Origin of the sequence: Actinomadura citrea, assembly GCF_013409045.1 — a bacterium.
In the GTDB taxonomy this organism is placed as follows: domain Bacteria; phylum Actinomycetota; class Actinomycetes; order Streptosporangiales; family Streptosporangiaceae; genus Spirillospora; species Spirillospora citrea.
Window position 1 is genome coordinate 6565303 of record NZ_JACCBT010000001.1, and the last position, 21065, is coordinate 6586367.

Below are 21065 nucleotides of genomic sequence, written 5' to 3' on the forward strand. Positions count from 1 at the left end.
AGACATTCACAAACTAGCGGATGGAACGTGCCGTTCACCAATCAGGAACCAGGAAAGAACCGACGAACTTCCCGTTACGGCAAAGGATGGCCCGGATAAGGGTGTGAAACCCGCCACTCCTTCCTCAAAGCGGGATGGATCGCGGCAATGCACGCATGACCAACATCACAGGACGCCACGCCGGGCGGCGCCCCCCGCAGGGGACGCGAACCGCCCGTCCCACCCTCGGAAAACCCCTAAGGTTGGGGCGGACGAGGAAGGGGGCGCCGACGGCGGGACGCACGCGGCCGAGAAGCGGATCCCGAGATGACGGCGATCCGGCGGCGCACGGCGTACGATCTCGCCCGGGAGCGTATCGATGATGAGCAGAGAGCGGCGTCCGGTCATGGCCGCGGCGGGCGCGCTCGCGCTCGCCGGGGCGCTGAGCGGCTGCGGGCTGATCGGCCAGCCCCAGAACAAGAGCGCGGAACTGTCGGAGTGGTTCACCGTGACCAGCCCGGTCTTCCGCGATGGGCGCGAGTTGCCCCCGAGATACGGCTGCACGACGTACCCTGGCGGTCAGGGCAAGACCCCGCCGCTCCGGTGGTCGGGCACGCCGGCCGGCACCCGGTCGTTCGCGATCGTGATGGACGACCCGGACGCCTCCGGCGGCGCCAAGGTCCACTGGGTGATCGCGGGCATCGACGGAACCGTGAACGAGCTGGTCGAAGGCGCCCGGCTGGACCGGACCGTCGAAGGGTTGACCACAGGCAAGAAGGCGGGTTACGCGCCCCCGTGCCCGCCCAAGGGAGACAAGCATCGGTACCGGTTCACCATCTACGCACTGGACGATCCGGCACCGTTCCAGAACGGCGCGGCCTTGAAGGACTCGCTCCCCGCGATCGCCGAGCACACGGTGGGACGCGGCCGGATCACCGGGAACTTCGGCGGCGAGCAGGCGCGTTGACCGTGGAGCCTGAGAGCACACGGTCAGGGCGGACCCCCGTGGGGGCCGGAGCTGTCAGGGGTGTGCGGATCGGCGGAGTTGGCCGATCGGCACGCGCCGTGTGAGGGTAAATGTGCGCGAAGGGTGTGACAACGGTCATAGCGGTCGGAGAGAATCGGGTTAAGCCAAGGCGGCGGAAACCCGTGACTATCCGGACGCTGGCGACAATCGGGACGGACCCGCGGTCCGCGCTGGCGACTCTCGCCGGGCCAAGGCATTGGGTGGTGGCATGACTTCTTACATCGTGGTCTTCGGCCTCATTGTGGTCGTCGTCCTCGTGGTCGTCCTCGTGGCCCTCGGCCTGCGGGCCAGCAGGGCGGGAGGCGATGACGACGACGACTGGATGGACGACGAGCCGCAGAAGCAGCCGCGCGGCCGCCGGGGAATCCCTCCACCGCAGGAGCAGATGAGCGGCCCGGAGGACTACGGCCCCGGCTACGACGAGGGCTACGACGGCGGCTACGACCGCGCCCCCGATCCCGCTCCCGACCGCCGCGTCGCCGGCACCGGCGGTGGCGGTGGCCCGCTCGCCGCTCCCACCTCCGCCCCGGGCCCGTCCGCCCCGCCGCCCCCGCCTCCGGGCCAGGCGTCGGACGAGATGGAGGACGACGACTACTGGGCGACGATCACCTTCGACAAGCCCAAGTTCCCCTGGCAGCACGAGGGCGGCGCGCGGCCCGACTCCGACCCGGCCGCCGATCCGCTCAACGCGCAGCCGCCCCCGCCCGAGCAGCCGTCCATCGAGCCGCCCGGCCTGACCCAGCCCGTCTCCCTCGGCGCCGACGGCACCGTCCTCAACGGCCTCGGCGCCGGGACCGGTCCGCAGCAGCCCCCCCAGGGCCCCGGCGGGTTCCAGGGCGGCTCCCCGTTCGCGGGCAACGACCCGGGCGCGACGTCGCTCGACCCCATCCCGGCCGACCTCGCCGGACCGGGCGCCCCCGGCGGCCCCGGCTCGCAGAGCCCCTACGGCGGCCCCGGCGCGCCCGACCAGCCGGTGTACGGCGGCCAGGAGCCGCAGCCCGCGTACGGCGCCGCCGACTACGGCTCCGGCGACCCGTCCTACGGGGGCCAGGACCAGTACGGCGGAGGCCATGACCCGTACGGGGGAGGCCAGGACCAGTACGGCGGGGGTCAAGACCAGTACGGCAGCGACCAGCCGCAGTACGGCATCCCCGAACAGCCCCAGTACGGCATCCCCGATCAACCCCAGTACGGCTCCCAGGAGCCGTCCTACGGCGACTACACCTCCGACCCGCTCGGCAGCCGTCCGGCCGCCGGACCGCCTCCCGGAGGCCGCCAGGACTACGACATGCCGCTCGGCTCGTCCGGCCCCGGCGGAGTCCTCGGCAGCGACCCGCTCGGGCTGCCCCTCGGCCGCCCCGAGGAGCCGCCCGCGCCGCCCGCTCCCGCCGCGCCCGCTGCCCCGGCGGCGCACGGCGGCGGCTCCGACACCGACGGCCACAAGCTCCCGACCGTGGACGAGCTGCTCCAGCGCATCCAGTCCGACCGGCAGCGGTCGTCGGGCCCGCCCTCGCCGTCCGACACGGGCGGGTCCTACGGCGGCTCCCTGAACGACCCGCTGAACGACCCTCTCGGCACCGGCTCGTACGGGACGACCTCGTCCGGCGCGCCGAACACCGGCAACACCGGCCCGTGGCCGTCCGGCGGACAGCAGGGCGGCGGCTACGACACGGGCGCCGGCTCGGGCCAGGGCTACGACTCCGGGATCGGCGGGCCGCCCGGGTACGGGCAGGGCCAGCAGAACGACGGCTACCCGTCCGCCCCCGCCTACGGCGACTCCCAGCGCTACGACGACCCGCTCGGCGGATTCGGCGGCGGCGGAGCCGAGGGCGGCCCCGGAGGCCCCGGGGGCTACGGCGACTTCAGCGGCAGCAGCTACAACGGCGGCGGCGACCCCCTGGCCGCGCCGCACGACCAGGGCACCGGCGGCTACGCCGACCCGAACGCCACGCAGGCTTACGGGTCCGGCTACTACGGCGGCGCGCCGCAGCAACAGCAGCAGGGCGGCTATCCGCAGGGCGGCCAGCAGAACGACAACAACCCCCCGTACGGCTCCAACCAGCCCACCGACGACTGGGAGAACTACCGCCGCTGACCAGCGCGCACTCGGCCGAGGGCCGCCGGATTCGTCCGGCGGCCCTCGTCGTGTCCGAAGGGAGGCACCACGTACGTGATTGAATACGTTGCGTGACTTTTAAGCCACCGAACGTATCCACGCTCCGGCGCGACCTGCTCGCCTCGTTCGTCGTGTTCCTCGTCGCGATCCCGCTCTCGCTGGGCATCGCCGTCGCCTCCGGCGCACCCATCGCGGCCGGGCTGATCGCCGCCGTCGTCGGCGGCGTCGTCGCGGGCCTGATCGGCGGCTCGCCGCTCCAGGTCAGCGGGCCCGCCGCCGGGCTCACCGTCCTCGTCGCCGGCCTCGTGCAGACCTACGGCTGGCGCGCCACCTGCACGATCACCCTGCTCGCCGGACTCGTGCAGATCGTGCTGGGCGCGAGCCGGGTCGCGCGCGCCGCCCTCGCCGTCTCCCCCGCCGTCGTGCACGGCATGCTCGCGGGGGTCGGCGTCGTCATCGTCCTCGCCCAGGTCCACGTGGTCCTGGGCGGCAGCCCCCAGCAGTCGGCCGTCGCGAACCTGCGGGAACTGCCGGGCCAGCTCGCGCAGCCGCACACGCATTCCGCGCTGGTGGCGGGGCTGACCGTACTCGTCGTGCTGGGCTGGTCCCGGCTGCCCAAGAGCGGGGCGCTCCGCCTCGTTCCGGGCCCGCTGCCCGCCGTCGCCCTGGCCACCGCCCTCGCCTGGGCCCTCGACTGGCGGGTGCCGCGCGTCGACCTGCCGTCCTCGCTGCTGGACGGCTGGAGCCTCCCCGTCATGCCGCAGGGGACACTGTTCGGTATCACCGGAGCGGTCATCTCCGTGGCGCTCGTGGCCGCGGTCGAGTCCCTGCTGTGCAGCGTCGCGGTCGACCGCTCCCGCCCGGCCGGCGTCCCGTCCGCCGACCTCGACCGGGACCTGCTCGGGCAGGGCGCCGCGAACGCCGTCTCCGGCGTGCTGGGCGGGCTGCCGATCACCGGCGTGATCGTCCGCAGCACCGCCAACATCGAGGCGGGCGGCCGCACGCGGCTGTCCCCCGTCCTGCACGGCATCTGGGTCCTCATCCTCGCCCTGGCCTGCGGACCGCTCATCGAACAGGTCCCGCTGGCGGCGCTCGCCGCGCTGCTGGTCGTGCTCGGCGTCCGGCTGGCCGACCTGTCCCGGGTCCGCGCCCTGCGCCACCACCGGGAGGCGTCCGCCTACTTCGTCACCCTCGGCGGCGTCGTGCTGTTCGGGCTCGGCGAGGGCGTCCTGCTCGGCATCGGGCTCATGGCGGTGCTGGCCCTACGGCGGCTCACCCGGCTCACGGTCCGGACGGAGCGACTCGTGCCGGCCCCCGATGACGCCCCCGCCCCGGACCGCTGGCACGTGGTCGTCGAGGGCACGTTCACCTTCCTCGGCGTCCCCCGCGTGTCGCGCGCTCTGCAGCGGATCCCGGCGGACGGCAGCGTCGACCTTGACCTCAACGTCGACTTCATGGACCACGCCGCGTTCGACGCCGTCCACCGGTGGCGACTCGCCCACGAACGCCAAGGGGGGAGGGTCGACATCGACGAGGTTCATGAGGCTTGGTATGAAAGAGCTGTGACAGGCGATATGTCCCAACCGGCCAAGACTCCGCCCCCGGCTCGCTGGTGGGCCCCCTGGTCCAACCGGCGGCGGCGGTCCGAGGCCGAGCTGGACGCACCCGAGATGTCCCCCGCGGACGTCCTGTTGAACGGCGTCCGCGAGTACCACGGGCGCACGGCCCCGCTCGTCCGCCCGATCATGGCCGAACTGGCGATGGAGCAGAAACCCCAGCACCTGTTCATCACCTGTGTCGACTCGCGCATCGTGCCCAACATCATCACCGCGAGCGGCCCCGGCGACCTGTTCATCAACCGCAACGTCGGCGCCCTCGTCCCCCGGCACGGCTCCCGGACGCCCGACGACTCCGTGGCGGCCACCGTCGAGTACGCCGTCAACGTCCTGGACATCAAGACGATCACTGTCTGCGGCCACTCCAACTGCGGCGCGATGGCCGCGCTGCTCGCCGGCGGCACCGAGGTCGAGCACCTGGAGGGCCTGTCGCGCTGGCTGAAGCACGGCAACCACAGCCTCGCCCGCTTCCTCGGCGAGGACCCGTCCGGCGACGAGCCGCCCCTCGCCCGCCTCTGCAAGATCAACGTGATGCAGCAGCTCGACAACCTGCTGACCTACCCGTGGCTCCGGGAGCGGGTCGAGTCCGGCGACATCGAACTCGTGGGCCTCTACCTGGACCTCGGGACCGCCACCGTCGAGGTCTTCGACCAGTCCGGCGGCGTTTTCGTCCCCGTCCCGGACGCGGCGCCGCAGGCCCTCACCTGAAAGGCGCGGGTCGTCCCCCGGCGGGACGGCCCGCGCTCCCGGTCTACCAGCGCCCGACGAGCTCGTCCTCGCCGCGCGTGGAGCCGCGTACGTACATCCCCGTGACCTTGCGCGCCCGGCGCGAGCGCCGATCCGTCGCCGGCAGGAACAGCGCGTCGCGCCGGCTGGCCCGCGAGAAGTCCCACAGGTACACGAGGCTCCCCAGCACCCCGGCGAGCACAAGGGCCACGAACACGATGACGATCATCGTCGCTCCTCTCCACGGGACTCCAGCACCCCGGTCCCGCCGCCGTCACCGATCAGGGCGATCAGCTCATACAAGGACGGTAAACGTCCCGTATGAAGCCCTCTGTGTCCCATGACCTGTTTCGAGAGAGTCTCTATCCCCAAACCCTCCCGCCGCCTGGCGGCCGGCACCGTCCGGCGGTTGCCGAAGACCGGCGACCCCGGACGGTTGCGATCAAGAAACGGCCGCGGTCAAGGTCCGTGGCCCGATCACAACGAAGGAGGTCCTGTCATGACCGCGAGGAAGGCGATCAGCTTCCGGCGCACCGCCGGCGGCGAGGAGGTCACCCTCAGCGAGGACGGCAAGACGACCACGTACCAGGACGGAACGAAGCACGTCCGGCCGCAGGACGGCGCGTCGCCCGCCCCCGTGAAGCCGAACGCCGTCAGCTACAGCAACAGCCCCGACGGCGAGCGGGTCCACGTCAGCACCGACGGCAAGACGATCACGCACCTCGACGGATCGAAGACCATCCGGCCGTAGGGAGCGAATCGACCAGGGGACACCGCGCGGGTCACGTCGAAAGGCGAGTCCGAAACAGCGTCCCACTCCAGCACCATCAGGGGCCCGGCCATCACCGGGCCCCACCTCCGACCGCCGGCATGGCACGTTCCCGCGCGGAGTCTCTCGGCCTTCTTGCCCGAGGCTCCAGCAGAATGGGAGAGCCGGACGCAGATCCGGCGGCGCGTACGACGGTGCCCGATCGCCTTCGGAAAGCCCGCGCAGAGTTCGGGTCGTCGGCCGACGTCACGCCGACGGATTCGTATCAGCGGCCATCCGGTGACCCTGACCACCGCAGCAGACCAACTGACCGAGAGACATCTCTCTGGCGTTGGGGGCGGACGAGTCGGCCTGTAAGCCGGGTTCTGTGTCCGCCGTCCCTTGCGGGGCGGCGGGTGACGGCCATCCATCTCGGGCCGCCGTTGCCGGCGGCCTCCAGCGGTCTACCCGCAGGCTCGGGCGGGCCGCCCTCAGGCACCTGCGCGGGGCCTCTTGCGGGGCCCCTTCTTGACCTTGCTCCGGGTGGGGTTTACCTAGCCGCCCACGTCACCGTGGGCGCTGGTGAGCTCTTACCTCACCGTTTCACCCTTACCACCGGCGGACCGGTGGCGGTCTGCTTTCTGTGGCACTGTCCCGCGGGTCACCCCGGGTCGGCGTTACCGACCACCCTGCCCTGCGGAGCCCGGACTTTCCTCGACGGGGATCGCTCCCCGACGCGGCCGTCCGGCCGGCTCGTCCGCCGTCCAACAAGGTTAGCGGGTGCGAAGGCGGCTTGCGCACGAGGCTAAGGGAGGGCGTTCAGGGCTTCGTCGAGGCGGGTTTCGGGGAGGGCGTGGTCCTGCATCCGGCCGGAGAGATAGCGGTCGTAGGCGGCCATGTCGAGGTGGCCGTGACCGCACAGGGCGGTCAGGATGACCTTGGGTTCGCCGGTCTCGGCGCAGCGGCGGGCCTCCTCGACGGCGGCGGCCAGGGCGTGGGTGGGTTCGGGGGCCGGGACGATGCCCTCCGTGCGGGCGAACAGGACGCCGGCCTCGAAGCATTCCCGCTGGGGTTTGGCGGTGGCCTCGAAGACGCCCAGGTCGTACATGTGGGAGAGCAGCGGCGCCATGCCGTGGTAGCGGAGGCCGCCCGCGTGGATGGGGTCGGGGACGAAGTCGTGCCCGAGGGTGTGCATCTTGAGGAGGGGCGTGAGGCCGGCGGTGTCGCCGAAGTCGTAGGCGTAGCGGCCGCGGGTGAAGGACGGGCACGCGGCGGGCTCCACCGCTCGGATGGCGGGGTCCATGCGGCCCTGGAGCTTCTCGCGGAGGAAGGGGAGGAACAGGCCGGCGAAGTTGGAGCCGCCGCCGGTGCAGCCGACGATCAGGTCGGGGGTGTCGCCGGCGAGGGCCAGCTGTTCGAGCGCCTCCTCGCCGATGACGGTCTGGTGCATGAGGACGTGGTTGAGGACGCTGCCGAGGGCGTAGCGGGTGTCCTCGGGCGCGGCGGACTCGACGGCCTCGCTGATCGCGATGCCGAGGGAGCCGGGCGATTCCGGGTCGTCCGCGAGGGTCTTCGCGCCGGTAGAGGTGAGCGGCGACGGGCTGGCGTGCACGCGGGCGCCGTACAGCTCCATCATCGAGCGGCGGTAGGGCTTCTGGTCATAGGAGGCGCGCACCATCCAGATCTCGCAGTCCAGGGAGAACTGGGCGCAGGCGAAGGCGAGGGCGCTCCCCCACTGGCCCGCGCCGGTCTCGCTCGTCAGCCGGCGGACGCCCTGGCGCGCGTTGTAGTACGCCTGCGGGACGGCCGCGTTCGGCTTGTGCGAGCCCACGGGCGAGACGCCCTCGTACTTGACGTAGATGCGGGCCGGGGTGCCGAGAGCGCGTTCGAGGCGGTGCGCCCGGATGAGCGGTGTCGGCCGCCAGAGCCGGTAGACGTCGCGGACGTCCTCGGGTATGTCGACGAACCGCTCCCCGGTGACCTCCTGGGCGATGAGGTCCGAGGGGAACAGCGGCGCCAGGTCGTCCGGCCCGACCGGCTCGCGCGTCCCCGGGTGCAGCGGCGGGGGCGGCGGCGCGGGCAGGTCGGGAACGACGTTGTACCAGCGGCGCGGAAGCCTCGACTCGTCCAGCATGATCTTCGTGGCCACGGTCCCTCCCTGGTCGCAGGGTAGGTGGCCGGGATCGAGGAGACCAGGGTCAGGCGGGTAGGTGGTGGGTGTCGTTGAAGGCACGCAGGGTCGCCGGGCCGTCGGCGTACCAGTCGATGGACGTCAGCGCCGCCACGTCGAGGTGCATCCGGTACAGGGACGGCATGGGGGCGCCCAGGGCGTCCTTGACGAGGAGCTTGATCGGGGTGACGTGCGAGACGACCAGGACCGTCTGCTCGCGGTAGCGGACCTTCAGCTTGTCCAGCGCCGTGCGGACGCGGCGGGACACCTGGGCGAAGCTCTCCCCGCCGGGCGGGGCGGCGTCCGGGTCGGCCAGCCACGCCTTCAGCTCGGCGGGCCAGCCCTTGCCCGCCTCGGCGAACGTGAGCCCTTCCCAGTCGCCGAAGTCGGTCTCCCGGAAGCCGTCCTCGACCCGGACCTCCAGGCCGGTGACGGCGGCGACCTCGGCGGCGGTGTCGCGGCAGCGGGACAGGGGGGAGGTGACGATCGCGTCGATCCCCCGGTCCTTGAGGGCGAGGGCGGCGGCGCGGGCCTGGGCGAGGCCGTGCGGCGTCAGGGGGGCGTCGCCGATCCCGGCGAAGCGCTTCTCGATCGACAGGGGCGTCTCGCCGTGCCGTAGCAGGAGCGTGGTCGTCGGGGTGGACGAGGCGGGCCGGGGCGGCTCGGGCTCCTCCGTCGCCTCCTCGACCTTGCGCGTCCAGTGCTCCCCGCGGGCGGCGGCGTCCATGGCCTCGTTGGCGAGCCGGTCGGCGTGCGCGTTGCGGTTGCGCGGGATCCAGCTGTAGGACACCGAGCCCAGCGCGGTCGCCAGCTCGCGGGCCTCCAGCGCCAGCGGCACCATGTCCGGATGCTTGATCTTCCAGCGGCCCGACATCTGCTCCACGACGAGCTTGGAGTCCATCCGGACCTCGACGCGGGCGGACGGGTCGACCCCGGCGGCCGCCGCGAGCCCGGCGATCAGTCCCCGGTACTCGGCGACGTTGTTGGTGGCGTGCCCGATCGACTCGGCGACCTCCGCGAGCACCTCGCCGGTCAGCGCGTCGCGGACGAGCGCGCCGTACCCGGCGGGACCGGGGTTCCCGCGCGAACCGCCGTCCGCCTCGACGACCAGCTTCCTGCCGGCGCTCACAGACCCGACTCGGGCGTCCGGACGAGGACGCGGCGGCACTCCTCGCAGCGGATGACCTCGTCCTCGGCGGCGGCCCGGATGCGGTTCAGGTCGACCGTGTTCAGCGCGAGGTGGCAGCCCTGGCAGGCGCCGCGGTACAGCTTGGCCGCGCCGACGCCGCCGAACTGGCCGCGCAGCTTCTCGTAGAGGGCGAGCAGGTCGTCCGGGACGTCCTTGGCGACGGCGGTGCGCGCGGCGCTCGACGTCCCGGCCTCGTCGTCGATCTCGCGCTGGGCGGCGTCGCGGCGCTCGGTGAGCCCGGCCAGCTCGTCCTGCGCGCCGGACCGCTCCGCGTTCAGCGCGGCGACCCGGCCCTCGGCCTCCTCGGTCCGCTCCATGATCTCCAGTACGACCTCCTCCAGGTCGGACTGGCGGCGGTGCAGCGACTCGATCTCGGTCTGCAGGCTGCTGAGGTCCTTGGCCGAGGTCACCTGCCCCGAGTCGAGCCGCTTCTGGTCGCGGTCGGCGCGGGTGCGGACCTGGTCGACGTCCTGCTCGGCCTTCTTCTGCTCCCGCCGCAGGTCGCCGACCTCCGTCTCGGCCGCCACGATCGCGTCGCGCAGCTCGGTCAGCCGGCCCTCCAGCCGCTCGATCTCCGCCAGCTCGGGCAGCGTGCGGCGGCGGTGCGCCAACCGGTCGAGGGAGCTGTCGAGGTCCTGCAGGTCGATCAGGCGAAGCTGGGCTTGCGGTGCGGCTTTCACTGTGCTCCTTCGTCGTGGAGTGTCCACGCGTCGGTGACGAGCGTGGACACCCGGGTCTCCAACTTGCCCGCTTCCGGGGACGACCCGGCCAGGCGCCGCTCGGCGTCGGCGAGCCAGGGCCATTCGGTCGCCCAGTGCGCCGCGTCCACCAGGGCCGGGCCGCCCTGTTCGGCGAACTCCGACGCGGGGTGGTGCCGCAGGTCGGCGGTGAGGTAGACGTCGACACCGGCCGCCTGGGCGGTGCCGAGCAGGGAGTCGCCGGCGCCGCCGCAGACGGCGACGGTGCGGACGGGACGGTCCGGGTCGCCGGCCGCCCGCACGCCCCACGCGGTGGACGGCAGCCCGGCGGCGGCGCGCCGGGTGAACTCCCGCAGCGCGACCGGCTCGTCCAGTTCGCCGATCCGGCCTAGGCCGCGGCGTGGGTCGTCGTCGGCGGGGACCATCGGGCGCAGCCCGCCGGTGAGGCCGACGGCCCGCGCCAGCGCGTCCGACACGCCCGGGACGGCCCGGTCGGCGTTGGTGTGCGCGGTGTGCAGCGCGATCCCGTTCGTGATCATGCGGTGGACGAGGCGGCCCTTGGGCGTGGTGGCGGCGACCGAATGCACCCCGCGCAACAGCAGCGGATGGTGGGTGACCACGAGGTCGGCCTCCCACTCCAGCGCCTCGTCGACCACGGCGGCGACGGGGTCGACCGCGAACAGCACCCGTCCCACGTCCTGGCCCGGGTCGCCGCAGACGAGGCCGACGGCGTCCCAGGACTCCGCCCACGCGGGTGGATAGAGCTCCTCCAAAGCGGAGATGACATGGGATAGGCGCACGTCCCGCAGGCTACCGCGCCTGGGCGCTCCCAACGAGCCACCGAGCGTCACCCCGAGACGCCAAGGTCTGTAACGATATGGGACGGGACAGTGCACGACCGAGGGAGGAACGCCATGTCGGCCGCCGGCGCCGCTGCGGAACCGGAGCCCATCCAGCCCGTCCAGCCCGTCGAACCTAAGGCGGAACGTCCGTACATGCCGGGTTACGGCATCCAGGGACCGCACGAGGGGAGCGGCCTGCTCCCGTGGTCCTGGGCCGTGGAGCGGCTCCGGGCCGCCCGGAACTTCTGGGTGTGCACGGTGCGGCCGGACGGACGACCGCACGCCATGCCGGTCTGGGGCGCCTGGTCAGGGGAGGCACTGCTGTTCAGCAGCGCGGTGCCGTCCCGCAAGATGGTGAACCTGCGGGGGAACCCGCAGGTCGTGGTCACCACCGAGGAGGCCGAGAACCCGGTGGTCATCGAGGGGCGAGCCGAGATCGTCACCGAACAGCGGGAACTACAGCGGTTCATCGACCTGGTCAACTCCAAGTACGCCACGCGCTATCGTGTCGATTTCCTGGATCCGGAGGTGAACGCCACCGTCGCGGTGCGGCCACAGTCGGTGTTCGGGCTCCGCCAGGGAGATTTCACCGGTTCTCCCACCCGGTGGTCGTTCGTAACCTGAAGGTCCGCTGGGATCATTCTGGAGACTCATCGCGTTGGAGAGTGTGTGAAGCCACCCTTTCGCCGCCGCAAGCGCGTCAAGGGCCGCCCGATGGGCAACCGCCCGGAGGCGGCCGAGCCGGAGACCATCGAGTGGCCCCGCGAGGGGACGGGCAAGTCGTCCCTGATGGGGGCCATCCGGGGCGATGGCGAGACCGGCGCCGGCTTCGGCGGCGGCATGTTCGAGGACCTCGCCTCCGCCTTCGAGGGCTCCAAGAAGGTCAAGCAGGAGGAGCAGGAGCGGCAGAAGGTGCTGCGCCAGGACGACCACGAGCAGACCGGATCCGGCAACGCCCGCGACGACCTGGAATCCGGCAAGATCCGGATCCGCCGCACCCCGCCGTCCGAATGACCGCGCCGGCGCACTCTCGAACATAAGTTCGAGTCCGGGTTATCCTGCCCTCGTGAGCACCTACGTTCCGCCCGGCTGGCCCTCGCAGGTGCATCCACCGGGCACCGAACGCTTCGTGGAGACGGCGCTCGCCTGGCTGCTGGAACTCGTCCCGCCCGAGTACCGGCGCTACGGCGTCCTGCGCCGCTACCCCATCGCCCTCGCCCGCATGGCCCGCCACCACGTCCACGCGTCCGTGGAGGCGGCCCGGGAGGGCTTCCGGACCGCTCGCGTCGATCTCGGGGACGTCGTCCCCCCGCACGGCGTCGAGTCGGTCCTGGACGCCTACCGCCGCGAGGGCGCCCGCCTCGTCTCCCTCCTCCAGGGGATCGAACTCGTCGAGACGGCCCTGCGCGGCCTCGCCGAGCCGGACGATCCCGCCCATCGCCGCCCCTTCACCCCCAAGCTGTGACCACCGTGTTGACGCTGTGTCGCGGCGTGCGCAAGCCTTGATCTGTTCTTTACGGGAGGCGGGGTTCCGGTGAGCGCACCACCTGGGTGGTACCCAGATCCAGAGCGGATGGGACGCGAGCGCTACTGGGACGGCCAGACCTGGACCGACCAGTCGCGCCGCTACGACTCCCGCGCCCGCCGCCGCGCCTCCCTGAGCGCCGACCCCCCGCCGGCCCCCGCCCCACGTCCACAACGGCCCGGGCCCTCACCACAAGCACCACCGACACCGGCCTCACCATCGCCGCCAGAGCCCGAGCCGCCTCACCCCGCGCCCCAGCCCGCCCCGCCCTCTGTGGTGGAGACGCCGCCCGCGTCGCAGCCGCCCTTGCAAGAGGCTCGCCCCGAACCACCCACGCCTCCCCCGCCGAGCCTCGGCGCCCCGCGCCCGCCGCACCCACCCGCACCGTCCCAACACCCGGAACCGCCGCGTCCGGAACCGGCGCGACCTGCTGCGCCTCCGCCACCACGGCCCGCGCAGACGCCGCCTCGGGAGGAGGCTCGGCTCGAATCGCCCGCGCCTCCGCCGCCGCGGGGGCTCGGCGGGTCTCGGGCACCGCGGCCGCCCGCATCGCCGCCGCGGCCTGGGGCGCCGCCGCTGGCCGGCCGGCCGCCGTCCTTGCAGGAGGCCCGGATGGAGACGTCGGCGCCCCCTACGCCGGGTCTACGGAAGCCCCATGCTCCGCGGCCTCCGGCGCCGCGGCCCGCCCGGCCGGTGCGTCGGCCGCCGGTGCCGGAGCGACGGGCGGCGGAGGTGCCGCGCCAGGCGGACGTTCCGGTGCCGCGTCATCTTCCGCCGGGGCGGCCGCAGGGCACGCCGGCCGGGCGGGCCGGTTTCGCGATCGGGCTGGTCGTGGCGGCCGAAGGGGGTGTGGTCGCCGCCGTCGCGTTCGGGGCGGGGTCCGTCTGGCCCTTCTGGGGCGCTGTCCCGGTGCTCGCCGTGTGGACGCTCCTGCTGCTGGCGCCCCTCAGCGCCCCGCGCTCGTACGGGTACCGGGAACCGGAGGCCGACGAGCGCGCGCGGCTGGAGCACGTGTGGCGCTACGTGCAGCAGCACGCCGGTGTCAGCGGCTACCGGCTCGTGATCGTCGAGTCGGAGGGGCTGAACGCGTGCAGGCCGTCGGCGCGCACGGTGGCGGTCACGTCGCGTTCGGCCCGCTCGTTGACGCCCGAACACCTCGCCGCCGTCCTCGCCCATGAGCTGGGGCATCTCCAGGGGTGGCGGGCGGTGCCGGCGTTCGTCCACGCGCAGGTGACGCTGCCGAACCGGACCCTGCAGTGGGCGCTGCGCACGGCGTGGTCCCCGATCGGCCCGATGTGGAAGCGGGCCGTCGAGTGGCACCGGCCGATCGGCTTCCTGGGGGTGTTGCTGCTGGCCGTCGTCGCCGCGGTGGTGACGGTGCTGGTGGCGGTGCCCGCCGCGCTCGCCTACGCCGCGTCGCTGGGCGCGCGGCTGCTGAGCGCCGGCGGCGAGGCGCGGGCGGACGCGGCGGCGGTGCGCATGGGGTTCGGCGCGGACCTGGTCGCGGCCGTGGAGCACCGCATCGAGCACCAGCCCGACGGGCTTCCGCTGCCCCTCGTGCGGCGGGCGCAGGCGCTCCGCCGACGGCTCGGCCGAGCCCCTCAGGTCCTCCCGCCGAACAGCGGCGGCGGCCCCTGACCGGGATCGTCGGGTGGCCGCGGGCCGGTCTGCTGGCCGGGCGGCGGGCCCGGCCGGGTCGACAGGGGCGCCCGCGGCGGGGGCGGCGTGGTCGGGCCGGCCCATTGCGGGGCGGACGGCGCGCCCCACTGCTGGGGCTGCGGCGCCGGTCCGGGCGAGGTCAGCGCCGCGCCAGGGGCGGGGAGCGCCGGCTGCGGGGGCGGCGGGTCCGGGAGGGGGCCGGTGGTGACGCGGTCCAGTGTGATGATGGCCGGGTCGCATTCGACGGGCGTGATCGTGCGGCCGCCGCCGGGCGCCGACTCGACCAGCAGCAGGGCGTGGTCGGGCAGGTGCTGGAGGGTGACGGGTTCGACGACGTACTCGTACACGCGCTGCGTGGTGTCGGCGTCGCTCCAGTTGGTCCCCTCGGCGAAGGAGTAGGCGGCCGACCAGTTCCGGGACGTGGAGGTGGAGGTGCCCTCGGTGTCGCTGAGGCTGGTGGAGCCGCCCCGGTTGCTGCCGCGCTGGTAGGACGTCGAGCGGTCGGGGAACAGGCCGAACATCTCGCCGCCCGAGTAGCTGGTGCCGGACGAGCGGTTCGTCCCCCAGCTGCTGGACGTCCCGGTCGTGCGGCTGGTGCTGTAGGTCTCCGAGTCGCCCGTGCCCTCGGTGTCGGTGGTGGTGTGGGACTCGTTCCCGCCGACGTTCTTGGTGATCTGCGACAGGACGAACCGGTGGTCGCGACCGATGAAGTCGGCCGCGCGGGCCGCGTCCTCGTGGTTGCCGAGCCGCATGAACGCGACGGCGCCGCCGCCGATCATCTCCGCGGACGTCTCCCGCAGCCGCCGGAACAGCAGGGTCAGCGGGACGCCGCGCCGCTCGCAGGCGTCCGAGAGCCGCTCCAGGTGGCGGCGGGCCAGCTCGTCCGCGCCGGCGACGACGAGGGCGGGCGTGGAGGCCCGCGACGCGGTGATGCGGTGCGTCACCCACTGGACGATGAGGTCGGTCAGCAGCTCGGAGCGGACGTTGCGGGCCTGGCTGTCGAGCGCGACGCAGGTCAGGTAGCCGGCGCCCTCCTTCTCGGCGGGCGCCGTCCCGAGGTCCTCCAGCGGATGGACGTAGGACTCGATCCGCGACAGGTTCGCGTGGGCCTGCCGCCGGTACTCCACGGTGAACAGCTCGCCGGCGATGCGCCTCCGCTCCTCGCGGGTCAGCGCGTCGCCGTCGTCGGGCTCGCCCATCAGGGCGCGCAGGGCCGCGGCGATCCGGCCGAGCGTGACGTCGCCGCCGAGCGCGTCGCAGACCTTGCTCAGGATCCGGTCGTCCATGCTGCGGTCGGCGCGCGCGGCGTCGGGCGTGCCGCCGTGCATGGACTCGACGATCGCGTCCACGAGGTCGCGGGGCGACATGTCGGCCAGCAGGCTGGACGAGGCCTGGCGGCTGGGCAGCAGTTGCGCGTCCACGCCCATCCACGCCGCCTGCGCCAGCTCGACCAGTTCGCGGCTGACGACCTCGCGGGACAGATCGAGCACGAGCAGCGGCTGGACGGCGAGGGTGGACGTCCCGTAGGTGGTGAGCAGCGCCTCCCACGCCCACAGCGTCCCGCCGAACACGTCCAGGCGGCGGCCGGGGCGCTGGGCGGCGCCCCACTCGGGCAGGCCGTCCAGCCGCGCGCGCTCCGCGGCGTCGTGAGCCTGCTTGCGCGCGTGCCACTGCCGCGCCTGGTCCTGGTAGCCGCCGATGATCTGTTGCTGGGCCAGCTCGTGGGCCTGCCGGGCGCTCTGCCGCTGCCGCACGGCCCACCATGTCAGCGCCGCGCCGGGGGCCAGGGCGACGGCGGCCAGCAGGAGCGAGCCGATCGAGACGTCCTGGGAGCCGCCGGCCGAGCAGGCGGCGAAGAGCACGAGGATCGTCGCGATCGCCGCGCTGACCGGGAGCGTCCGGCTCAGCCTGCGCTGCGCGAGCTGCTCGGTCTGCACGACCCGGCGCGCCAGGTAGTCGGGCAGCGCCTGCTGCCGGGGCGGCGCGTCCGGGAAGGGGTGCAGGAACCACCAGCGGTCGCGGAACACCCAGCCGAGACGGGGATCGGGGGTGAAGAGCCGTTCCCGGCGTGACAGCAGCCCCCCATGGTCGACCGGACCGGCCCTCACGATCTGAACCCCCGTCCCCGTCCGGGTGCCGGCGTTATCGCCACGCCCGTCCCGTCCCGCTCGGTATGCCGCAAATAACCCAAGCAGATTGACATGTGACTTGTCAGGCCCTCCGTAAGGAATCGGCCTTCCCAAAGGGGTCCTTGCTCAATAGCCTGACTGCTCATGACCTTGGACCGAGGCGAGATCGCGAAAATTTCCGGCCCGGCCCGCCGGCGCGGCTGACCATGTGGGACGTCGTGCGCGGTCTTCCGGTGTGCCGGCTGACGGAGGTCCCCCGCCCGGACGAGACGGACGGACGGGACGAGTGGCGCGACCAGCGGCTCGCGGCGCTGGTGTCGGCGTACCACGCGGGCAGGGACCCGGTGCTCGTCGGCTGGCGGCGCGCGGAGGCGTTCGGCCCGACGGAGGTGTTCGTCGGCGGGGACGGGCTCGTCGCCGACCGCGACGGGCCCGCCGCGACCCTCAGCCTCCCCGCGGGCGGGCGCGGCACCCTGCTGCCCCAGGGCGTCGGCGAGGACTCGATGGCCCACTGGGTAAGCATCGGCGGCATCGCCGACGGCCTGCTCGTGGAGGATCCCCCGCCGGAGGAGCCCGCGCGGCCGTCCCTGGAGGACGGCCTGCTCTCGGTGTGGATGCAGCCGTTCGCCTGGATGCTGGTCGCCGAGCCCGTCGCCCCGGACGAGGCGCGGCGTCTCGCCGACGACCTGGCCGACCGGCAGCAGCGCGCCCGGTCGATGGCGGAGCTGTCGCCGGAGGACTCCGTCACGGCCGTCCGGATGGACAGGCGGCACCGCGAGCTGCGCCAGGCGGCCACGTCCGGCCTCTGGCGGGTGCACCTGGCGGCCGGGGCGGCGACGCCCCGGGCCGCCGCGCGGGTCGCGGCGCTCGTGTGCGCGTCGGCGGACCTCGGCCGCCTGCCGTACGCGCTGGTCCCGGGCGCGGCGGGGCCGTTCGAGGCGAGCACGCAGCTCGTCGCGGCGCTGGCCCGGCCGCCCGTCCGGGAGATCGCCGGGGTCCGGTTCGTGATGCGGCCGGAGTTCGACGTCACGCCCGAGTCGCCGGACACCGGGGTCGGGCTGGGACGGGTCCTGGACCGCAACCGCCGCGACGTGGGCCCGATCTCGCTGCCGCTGTCCAGCCTGAACCGGCACACGTTCGTGTGCGGCGCGACCGGTTCCGGCAAGTCGCAGACCGTCCGGTCGCTGCTGGCGGCCGCGTCCGCGGCGGGGCTGCCGTGGCTGGTGGTCGAGCCCGCGAAGGCGGAGTACCGGCTGATGGCGGCGCGGCTCCCCGACGCGGAGGTCGTCACGATCCGCCCGGGGGACGCGGAGGCGATCGCGGCCGGGATCAACCCGCTCGAACCGGCGACCGGACCGGACGGGCGGCCGTTCCCGCTGCAGACGCACGCCGACCTCGTCCGCGCCCTGTTCCTCGCGGCGTTCGAGGCCGACGAGCCGTTCCCGCAGGTGCTCGCGGCGGCGCTGACCCGCTGCTACGAGCGGCTCGGCTGGGACCTCGCGCTCGGGGAGCCGACCGCGCCGGGCACCGCGCCGCGCTACCCGACGCTGGCCGACCTGCAGGCCACCGCCGAGCAGGTCGTCGAGGAGATCGGCTACGGCCAGGAGATCACCGACAACGTGCGCGGCTTCATCCGGGTCCGGCTGTCCAGCCTGCGGCTCGGCACCACCGGGCGGTTCTTCGAGGGCGGCCACCCCATCGACTTCGACGCGCTGCTCGCCCGCAACGTCGTCCTGGAGATCGAGGACGTGGGGGACGACCGCGACAAGGCGTTCCTGATGGGCACCGTCCTGGTCCGGCTGGTCGAGCACCTGCGGCTGCGGCAGCGGCGGGGCGCCCCGTCCGGGCTGCGCCACCTCAGCGTGTTCGAGGAGGCGCACCGGCTGCTGCGCCGCAGCGAGCAGGCCGGGCCCGCCTCCCACGCCGTGGAGACGTTCGCGAGCCTGCTGGCGGAGATCCGCGCGTACGGCGAGGGGCTGATCGTGGCGGAGCAGATCCCGTCCAAGCTCGTCCCGGACGTCATCAAGAACACCGCCGTCAAGATCGTCCACCGGCTGCCAGCGAAGGACGACCGGGACGCGGTCGGCGCCACGATGAACATCACCGAGGCCCAGTCGCAGTTCCTCGTCACGCTCACGCCGGGCGAGGGCGCGGTGTTCACCGACGGCATGGACTACCCGCACCTGGTCCGGATGCCGGACGGCTCGCACCTGGAGGAGGCCGCGCCGCCGACGGCCTCGGCCCGCGTGCTGGTGACCCCCCGCAGCGGGACGTGCGGCGCGGACTGCCACGACTCCCCCTGCACGCTGCGGGACATGCGCACCGCCCAGCGCGCCCTGTCCGACCGTCCCGACCTGGTGGTGTGGGCGGAGCTCGCCGCCGCCGCCCACCTGACCGGCTGGGGCTCCCCGCGCCCGGCCCCCTCCGTCCTGGACGGGCTGCCGCAACGGATCCGCGACTGCACCGTCTCGCACGCGGTGGACGCGGCGGTCGCGTCCCGCGCCGCCCCCGCCGGTCTGGCGGCCCATCTGGTCACGATCCTGCGCGGCGACGCGTGCTCCGCCGACGAGATGGAGTTCTTGGCCGCCCCGTACCGCTGGTGCCTCGTCCTGGAGGAGCTCGGCGAGGCGCAGCGGACGACCTCCGGCGGCGGACGCCATCCACTGAGCGGGGAGTGGGAGAGCCGCTACGGGCGCGCGGTTCCCGGCGAAACGCTCGCCGAGCAGCTCCGCACCGTCAACGCCTGGTGGGACCGCGACCAGCGCGACCTCGCCGCCCGCGACTTCGCGGTGTGGGGGTCCTCGCAGGCGCTGGAGACCGCGGTGGGCGCCCTGCGCACCGATCCCGACTGGCCCGACCGCCTCCGCGAGGCGACGTCCGGCCTCGGCGACCTCGGCGGCCTCCTCGGCTCCTTCACCACCGCCGGCTAGCCGCGCCCGTTCCGCGTCCTCCGCGCGTCGACCTCGATCTCGATCTTCATGCGGGGGTCGGCGAGCCCGCACACCTGCATCGTCGCGGCCGGCCGCACCTCGCCGAAGCGGCGCCGCAGCACGGGCCAGCAGGGCTCGAAGTCGGCGCGGTCGGGCAGCAGGTACCGGACGCGCACCACGTCGGCGAACGTGCAGTCCGCCTCCGCGAGCGCGGCCTCGATGTTGCGCAGGCACTGCTCGGCCTGCTCCACCACGTCGTCGGAGATCGTCATGGTGGCGTAGTCGAACCCGGTCGTGCCCGAGACGTGCACCCGGTCGCCGTCCACCACGGCGCGGGCGTAGCCGATCTGTTCCTCGAACGTCGAACCGCTGAGGATCGCGCGTCGTTCCGTCATGGTCGAGAGTATGGAGCGCCCCGGTCTCCCGACCGTTCGCGGGGTCGGGCGGCGCACGCCACCGCGCCGCGGGTCACGCCAGTTTCTCCAGGCGGTCGGCGGCCTCGGCGGCGCCTCCCGCCGCGGCGAAGGAGTCCCGGACGCGCCCGGCGGCGGCGCGGTGCGGGCCGTCGGCCAGGACGGTCGCGAGGGCGGTCCGCAGCTCGTCCGGCCGGACGCCGTCGAACGGAACGGCGGTCCCCGCGCCCGCCCTCTCCACCAGCCTCGCGATGATCGGCTGGTCGTCCCGGATCGGCGCGGCCACCAGCGGGAGGCCGTGGGCCAGCGACTCGCACACGGCGCCGTAGCCGCCGTCGCAGACGACCGCCGACATCCGTTCGAGGAGCTTCGGGCGAGGGACCTGCCGGCGGACGAGGACGTTCGGCGGCACGTCCCCCACCGTCCCGGGCGGGGCCGCGAAGACCGCCTGGACGTCCAGCTCGCGGACGGCCTCGGCGGCGACCCGGAAGAACCGCTCGTGGGAAGGGTCGGCGGTGCCGAGCGAGACGAGCACGGCGGGACGGCCGTCCAGCCGGTCCCACGGGAACGCGCTCGGCGCCGGACGGCCGAGGACGGGCCCCACGAAGGCGAAGTGGTCGGGGAAGAACGAGACGTCGCCGAGCAGCGCCCCGGTGGAGAAGACCAGCACGAGGTGGTCGGAGAAGCGCAGGTCGAGCAGGTCGTCGATGCCGTGGTCGAGCTGGAACCCGCCGATCCGCTCGCGCACCCGCCGCTCGTCGTCCGGCCGGTCGGCGAGGGGGCGGGTGAACTCGGCCGGCGTCGCCGCGGACGTGGCCCAGGGGATCTCGCGGCGGCGGGCCGCGACGGGCGCGGCGAGGACGAACTGGTCGCCGACCACCACGTCCGGGCGGAACCGGTCGACCGCCGTCTCGACGCCGGGCAGCATGGCGTGGCCGAGCGGGACGAGGAACTCCTCCCAGAAGGTGGGGTCGGCGGGGCCGCGCGTCCGGAGGCGGTCGTCGCGCAGGCGCGCCGCGTCCTCGTCGGCCAGGGCGCTGAAGATCCGCGAGCGGGGGCGCAGCAGGGGTTCGAGGGACGCGCGGTGGCCCGTCCAGGCGACCTTGTGGTCGCGGCGGGCGAGCTCGGCGGCGACCGCGGCGACCGCGGCGACGTGCCCGGCGAGCGGCGGGACCGCGAACAGGAAGCGGCGCGACGGGGTGCACGCCCGCGCGACCCCGGGGTCGCCCAGCAGGGACGGGACCCGGACGCGGCGGGCGCTCACCGGGCGGCTCCCGCCGGCCGCAGGGCGCCGGTGT

The 21065-nt window shown here is 73.9% G+C and carries 17 protein-coding genes, 1 other RNA gene and 1 pseudogene; 10 read left to right on the top strand and 9 right to left on the bottom strand.

The window, feature by feature from the left end:
* Positions 1 to 361: 361 nt before the first annotated feature.
* From BJ999_RS30205 to BJ999_RS30215, 3 genes are all read left to right on the top strand, one after another.
* Complete coding sequence (locus BJ999_RS30205; protein ID WP_179836403.1) at positions 362 to 946, top strand: YbhB/YbcL family Raf kinase inhibitor-like protein; 585 nt, start codon at positions 362 to 364, stop codon at positions 944 to 946.
* Between the two features lie 268 nt (positions 947 to 1214).
* Entirely contained in the window at positions 1215 to 3101 is a 1887-nt protein-coding gene (locus tag BJ999_RS30210; RefSeq protein ID WP_179836404.1) for a hypothetical protein, read from the top strand.
* Positions 3102 to 3193: 92 nt separating this feature from the next.
* Positions 3194 to 5446 carry a SulP family inorganic anion transporter gene (locus tag BJ999_RS30215; RefSeq protein WP_179836405.1) on the top strand — a complete coding sequence of 751 codons (2253 nt, stop codon included), beginning with the start codon at positions 3194 to 3196 and terminating at the stop codon, positions 5444 to 5446.
* Positions 5447 to 5489: 43 nt separating this feature from the next.
* Here BJ999_RS30215 and BJ999_RS30220 read toward each other — a convergent pair whose 3' ends face one another.
* Entirely contained in the window at positions 5490 to 5693 is a 204-nt protein-coding gene (locus tag BJ999_RS30220; RefSeq protein WP_179836406.1) for a hypothetical protein, read from the bottom strand.
* 270 nt (positions 5694 to 5963) lie between these two features.
* Between BJ999_RS30220 and BJ999_RS30225 the strand changes: the two genes are divergently transcribed.
* Positions 5964 to 6215: a hypothetical protein gene (locus BJ999_RS30225; protein ID WP_179836407.1), complete on the top strand. Its 252-nt coding sequence runs from the start codon at positions 5964 to 5966 to the stop codon at positions 6213 to 6215.
* A gap of 356 nt (positions 6216 to 6571) precedes the next feature.
* On the opposite strand, the gene rnpB is transcribed toward BJ999_RS30225, so the two are convergent.
* The 5 genes from rnpB to BJ999_RS30250 all read right to left on the bottom strand — a co-directional run bounded on the left by rnpB (position 6572) and on the right by BJ999_RS30250 (position 11069).
* Positions 6572 to 6968: RNase P RNA component class A (gene rnpB / locus BJ999_RS30230), an RNA gene on the bottom strand.
* Between the two features lie 49 nt (positions 6969 to 7017).
* Positions 7018 to 8361: a TrpB-like pyridoxal phosphate-dependent enzyme gene (locus BJ999_RS30235; RefSeq protein WP_229810132.1), complete on the bottom strand. Its 1344-nt coding sequence runs from the start codon at positions 8359 to 8361 to the stop codon at positions 7018 to 7020.
* 49 nt (positions 8362 to 8410) lie between these two features.
* A complete protein-coding gene (locus BJ999_RS30240; protein ID WP_179836408.1) occupies positions 8411 to 9511 on the bottom strand; it encodes a bifunctional RNase H/acid phosphatase in 1101 nt (366 codons plus the stop codon).
* Entirely contained in the window at positions 9508 to 10251 is a 744-nt protein-coding gene (locus BJ999_RS30245) for a zinc ribbon domain-containing protein (protein WP_179836409.1), read from the bottom strand. Before BJ999_RS30245 ends, BJ999_RS30240 begins: the two co-directional genes overlap by 4 nt.
* On the bottom strand, positions 10248 to 11069 hold the full coding sequence (locus tag BJ999_RS30250; protein ID WP_179836410.1) for a Nif3-like dinuclear metal center hexameric protein: 822 nt from the start codon (positions 11067 to 11069) through the stop codon (positions 10248 to 10250). Before BJ999_RS30250 ends, BJ999_RS30245 begins: the two co-directional genes overlap by 4 nt.
* A 114-nt stretch (positions 11070 to 11183) precedes the next feature.
* Here BJ999_RS30250 and BJ999_RS30255 point away from each other — a divergent pair, with 114 nt between their 5' ends.
* The 5 genes and pseudogenes from BJ999_RS30255 (at position 11184) to BJ999_RS42475 (ending at position 14274) form a co-directional block, all read left to right on the top strand.
* The gene (locus tag BJ999_RS30255; RefSeq protein WP_179836411.1) at positions 11184 to 11735 is read left to right on the top strand and encodes a pyridoxamine 5'-phosphate oxidase family protein; all 552 of its coding nucleotides are present in this window, start codon (positions 11184 to 11186) and stop codon (positions 11733 to 11735) included.
* Between the two features lie 45 nt (positions 11736 to 11780).
* A complete protein-coding gene (locus BJ999_RS30260; protein ID WP_179836412.1) occupies positions 11781 to 12125 on the top strand; it encodes a DUF6191 domain-containing protein in 345 nt (114 codons plus the stop codon).
* A gap of 52 nt (positions 12126 to 12177) precedes the next feature.
* Positions 12178 to 12576 carry a hypothetical protein gene (locus BJ999_RS30265; protein ID WP_179836413.1) on the top strand — a complete coding sequence of 133 codons (399 nt, stop codon included), beginning with the start codon at positions 12178 to 12180 and terminating at the stop codon, positions 12574 to 12576.
* A gap of 69 nt (positions 12577 to 12645) precedes the next feature.
* Positions 12646 to 12735, top strand: a pseudogene (locus BJ999_RS44110) (DUF2510 domain-containing protein); the annotation flags it as partial.
* 657 nt (positions 12736 to 13392) lie between these two features.
* Positions 13393 to 14274 carry a M48 family metalloprotease gene (locus BJ999_RS42475; protein ID WP_229810133.1) on the top strand — a complete coding sequence of 294 codons (882 nt, stop codon included), beginning with the start codon at positions 13393 to 13395 and terminating at the stop codon, positions 14272 to 14274.
* On the opposite strand, the gene BJ999_RS30275 is transcribed toward BJ999_RS42475, so the two are convergent.
* Positions 14238 to 16403: a hypothetical protein gene (locus BJ999_RS30275; protein ID WP_179836415.1), complete on the bottom strand. Its 2166-nt coding sequence runs from the start codon at positions 16401 to 16403 to the stop codon at positions 14238 to 14240. The genes BJ999_RS42475 and BJ999_RS30275 overlap by 37 nt on opposite strands.
* Positions 16404 to 16642: 239 nt before the next feature.
* On the opposite strand from BJ999_RS30275, the gene BJ999_RS30280 reads away from it, so the two are divergent.
* Positions 16643 to 19354: an ATP-binding protein gene (locus tag BJ999_RS30280; protein ID WP_218935297.1), complete on the top strand. Its 2712-nt coding sequence runs from the start codon at positions 16643 to 16645 to the stop codon at positions 19352 to 19354.
* Here the strand turns inward: BJ999_RS30280 and BJ999_RS30285 are convergent.
* Positions 19351 to 19749: a RidA family protein gene (locus BJ999_RS30285; RefSeq protein WP_179836417.1), complete on the bottom strand. Its 399-nt coding sequence runs from the start codon at positions 19747 to 19749 to the stop codon at positions 19351 to 19353. The genes BJ999_RS30280 and BJ999_RS30285 overlap by 4 nt on opposite strands.
* A 73-nt stretch (positions 19750 to 19822) precedes the next feature.
* On the bottom strand, positions 19823 to 21031 hold the full coding sequence (locus tag BJ999_RS30290; RefSeq protein ID WP_229810134.1) for a glycosyltransferase: 1209 nt from the start codon (positions 21029 to 21031) through the stop codon (positions 19823 to 19825).
* Between the last annotated feature and the right edge of the window lie 34 nt (positions 21032 to 21065).

Bases quoted from the DNA above. Each gene is read 5' to 3' on its own strand.
- BJ999_RS30205 (WP_179836403.1), top strand. From the start codon at position 362: ATGAGCAGAGAGCGGCGTCCGGTCATGGCCGCGGCGGGCGCGCTCGCG.
- BJ999_RS30210 (WP_179836404.1), top strand. From the start codon at position 1,215: ATGACTTCTTACATCGTGGTCTTCGGCCTCATTGTGGTCGTCGTCCTC.
- BJ999_RS30220 (WP_179836406.1), bottom strand. From the start codon at position 5,693: ATGATCGTCATCGTGTTCGTGGCCCTTGTGCTCGCCGGGGTGCTGGGG.
- BJ999_RS30225 (WP_179836407.1), top strand. From the start codon at position 5,964: ATGACCGCGAGGAAGGCGATCAGCTTCCGGCGCACCGCCGGCGGCGAG.
- BJ999_RS30255 (WP_179836411.1), top strand. From the start codon at position 11,184: ATGTCGGCCGCCGGCGCCGCTGCGGAACCGGAGCCCATCCAGCCCGTC.
- BJ999_RS30285 (WP_179836417.1), bottom strand. From the start codon at position 19,749: ATGACGGAACGACGCGCGATCCTCAGCGGTTCGACGTTCGAGGAACAG.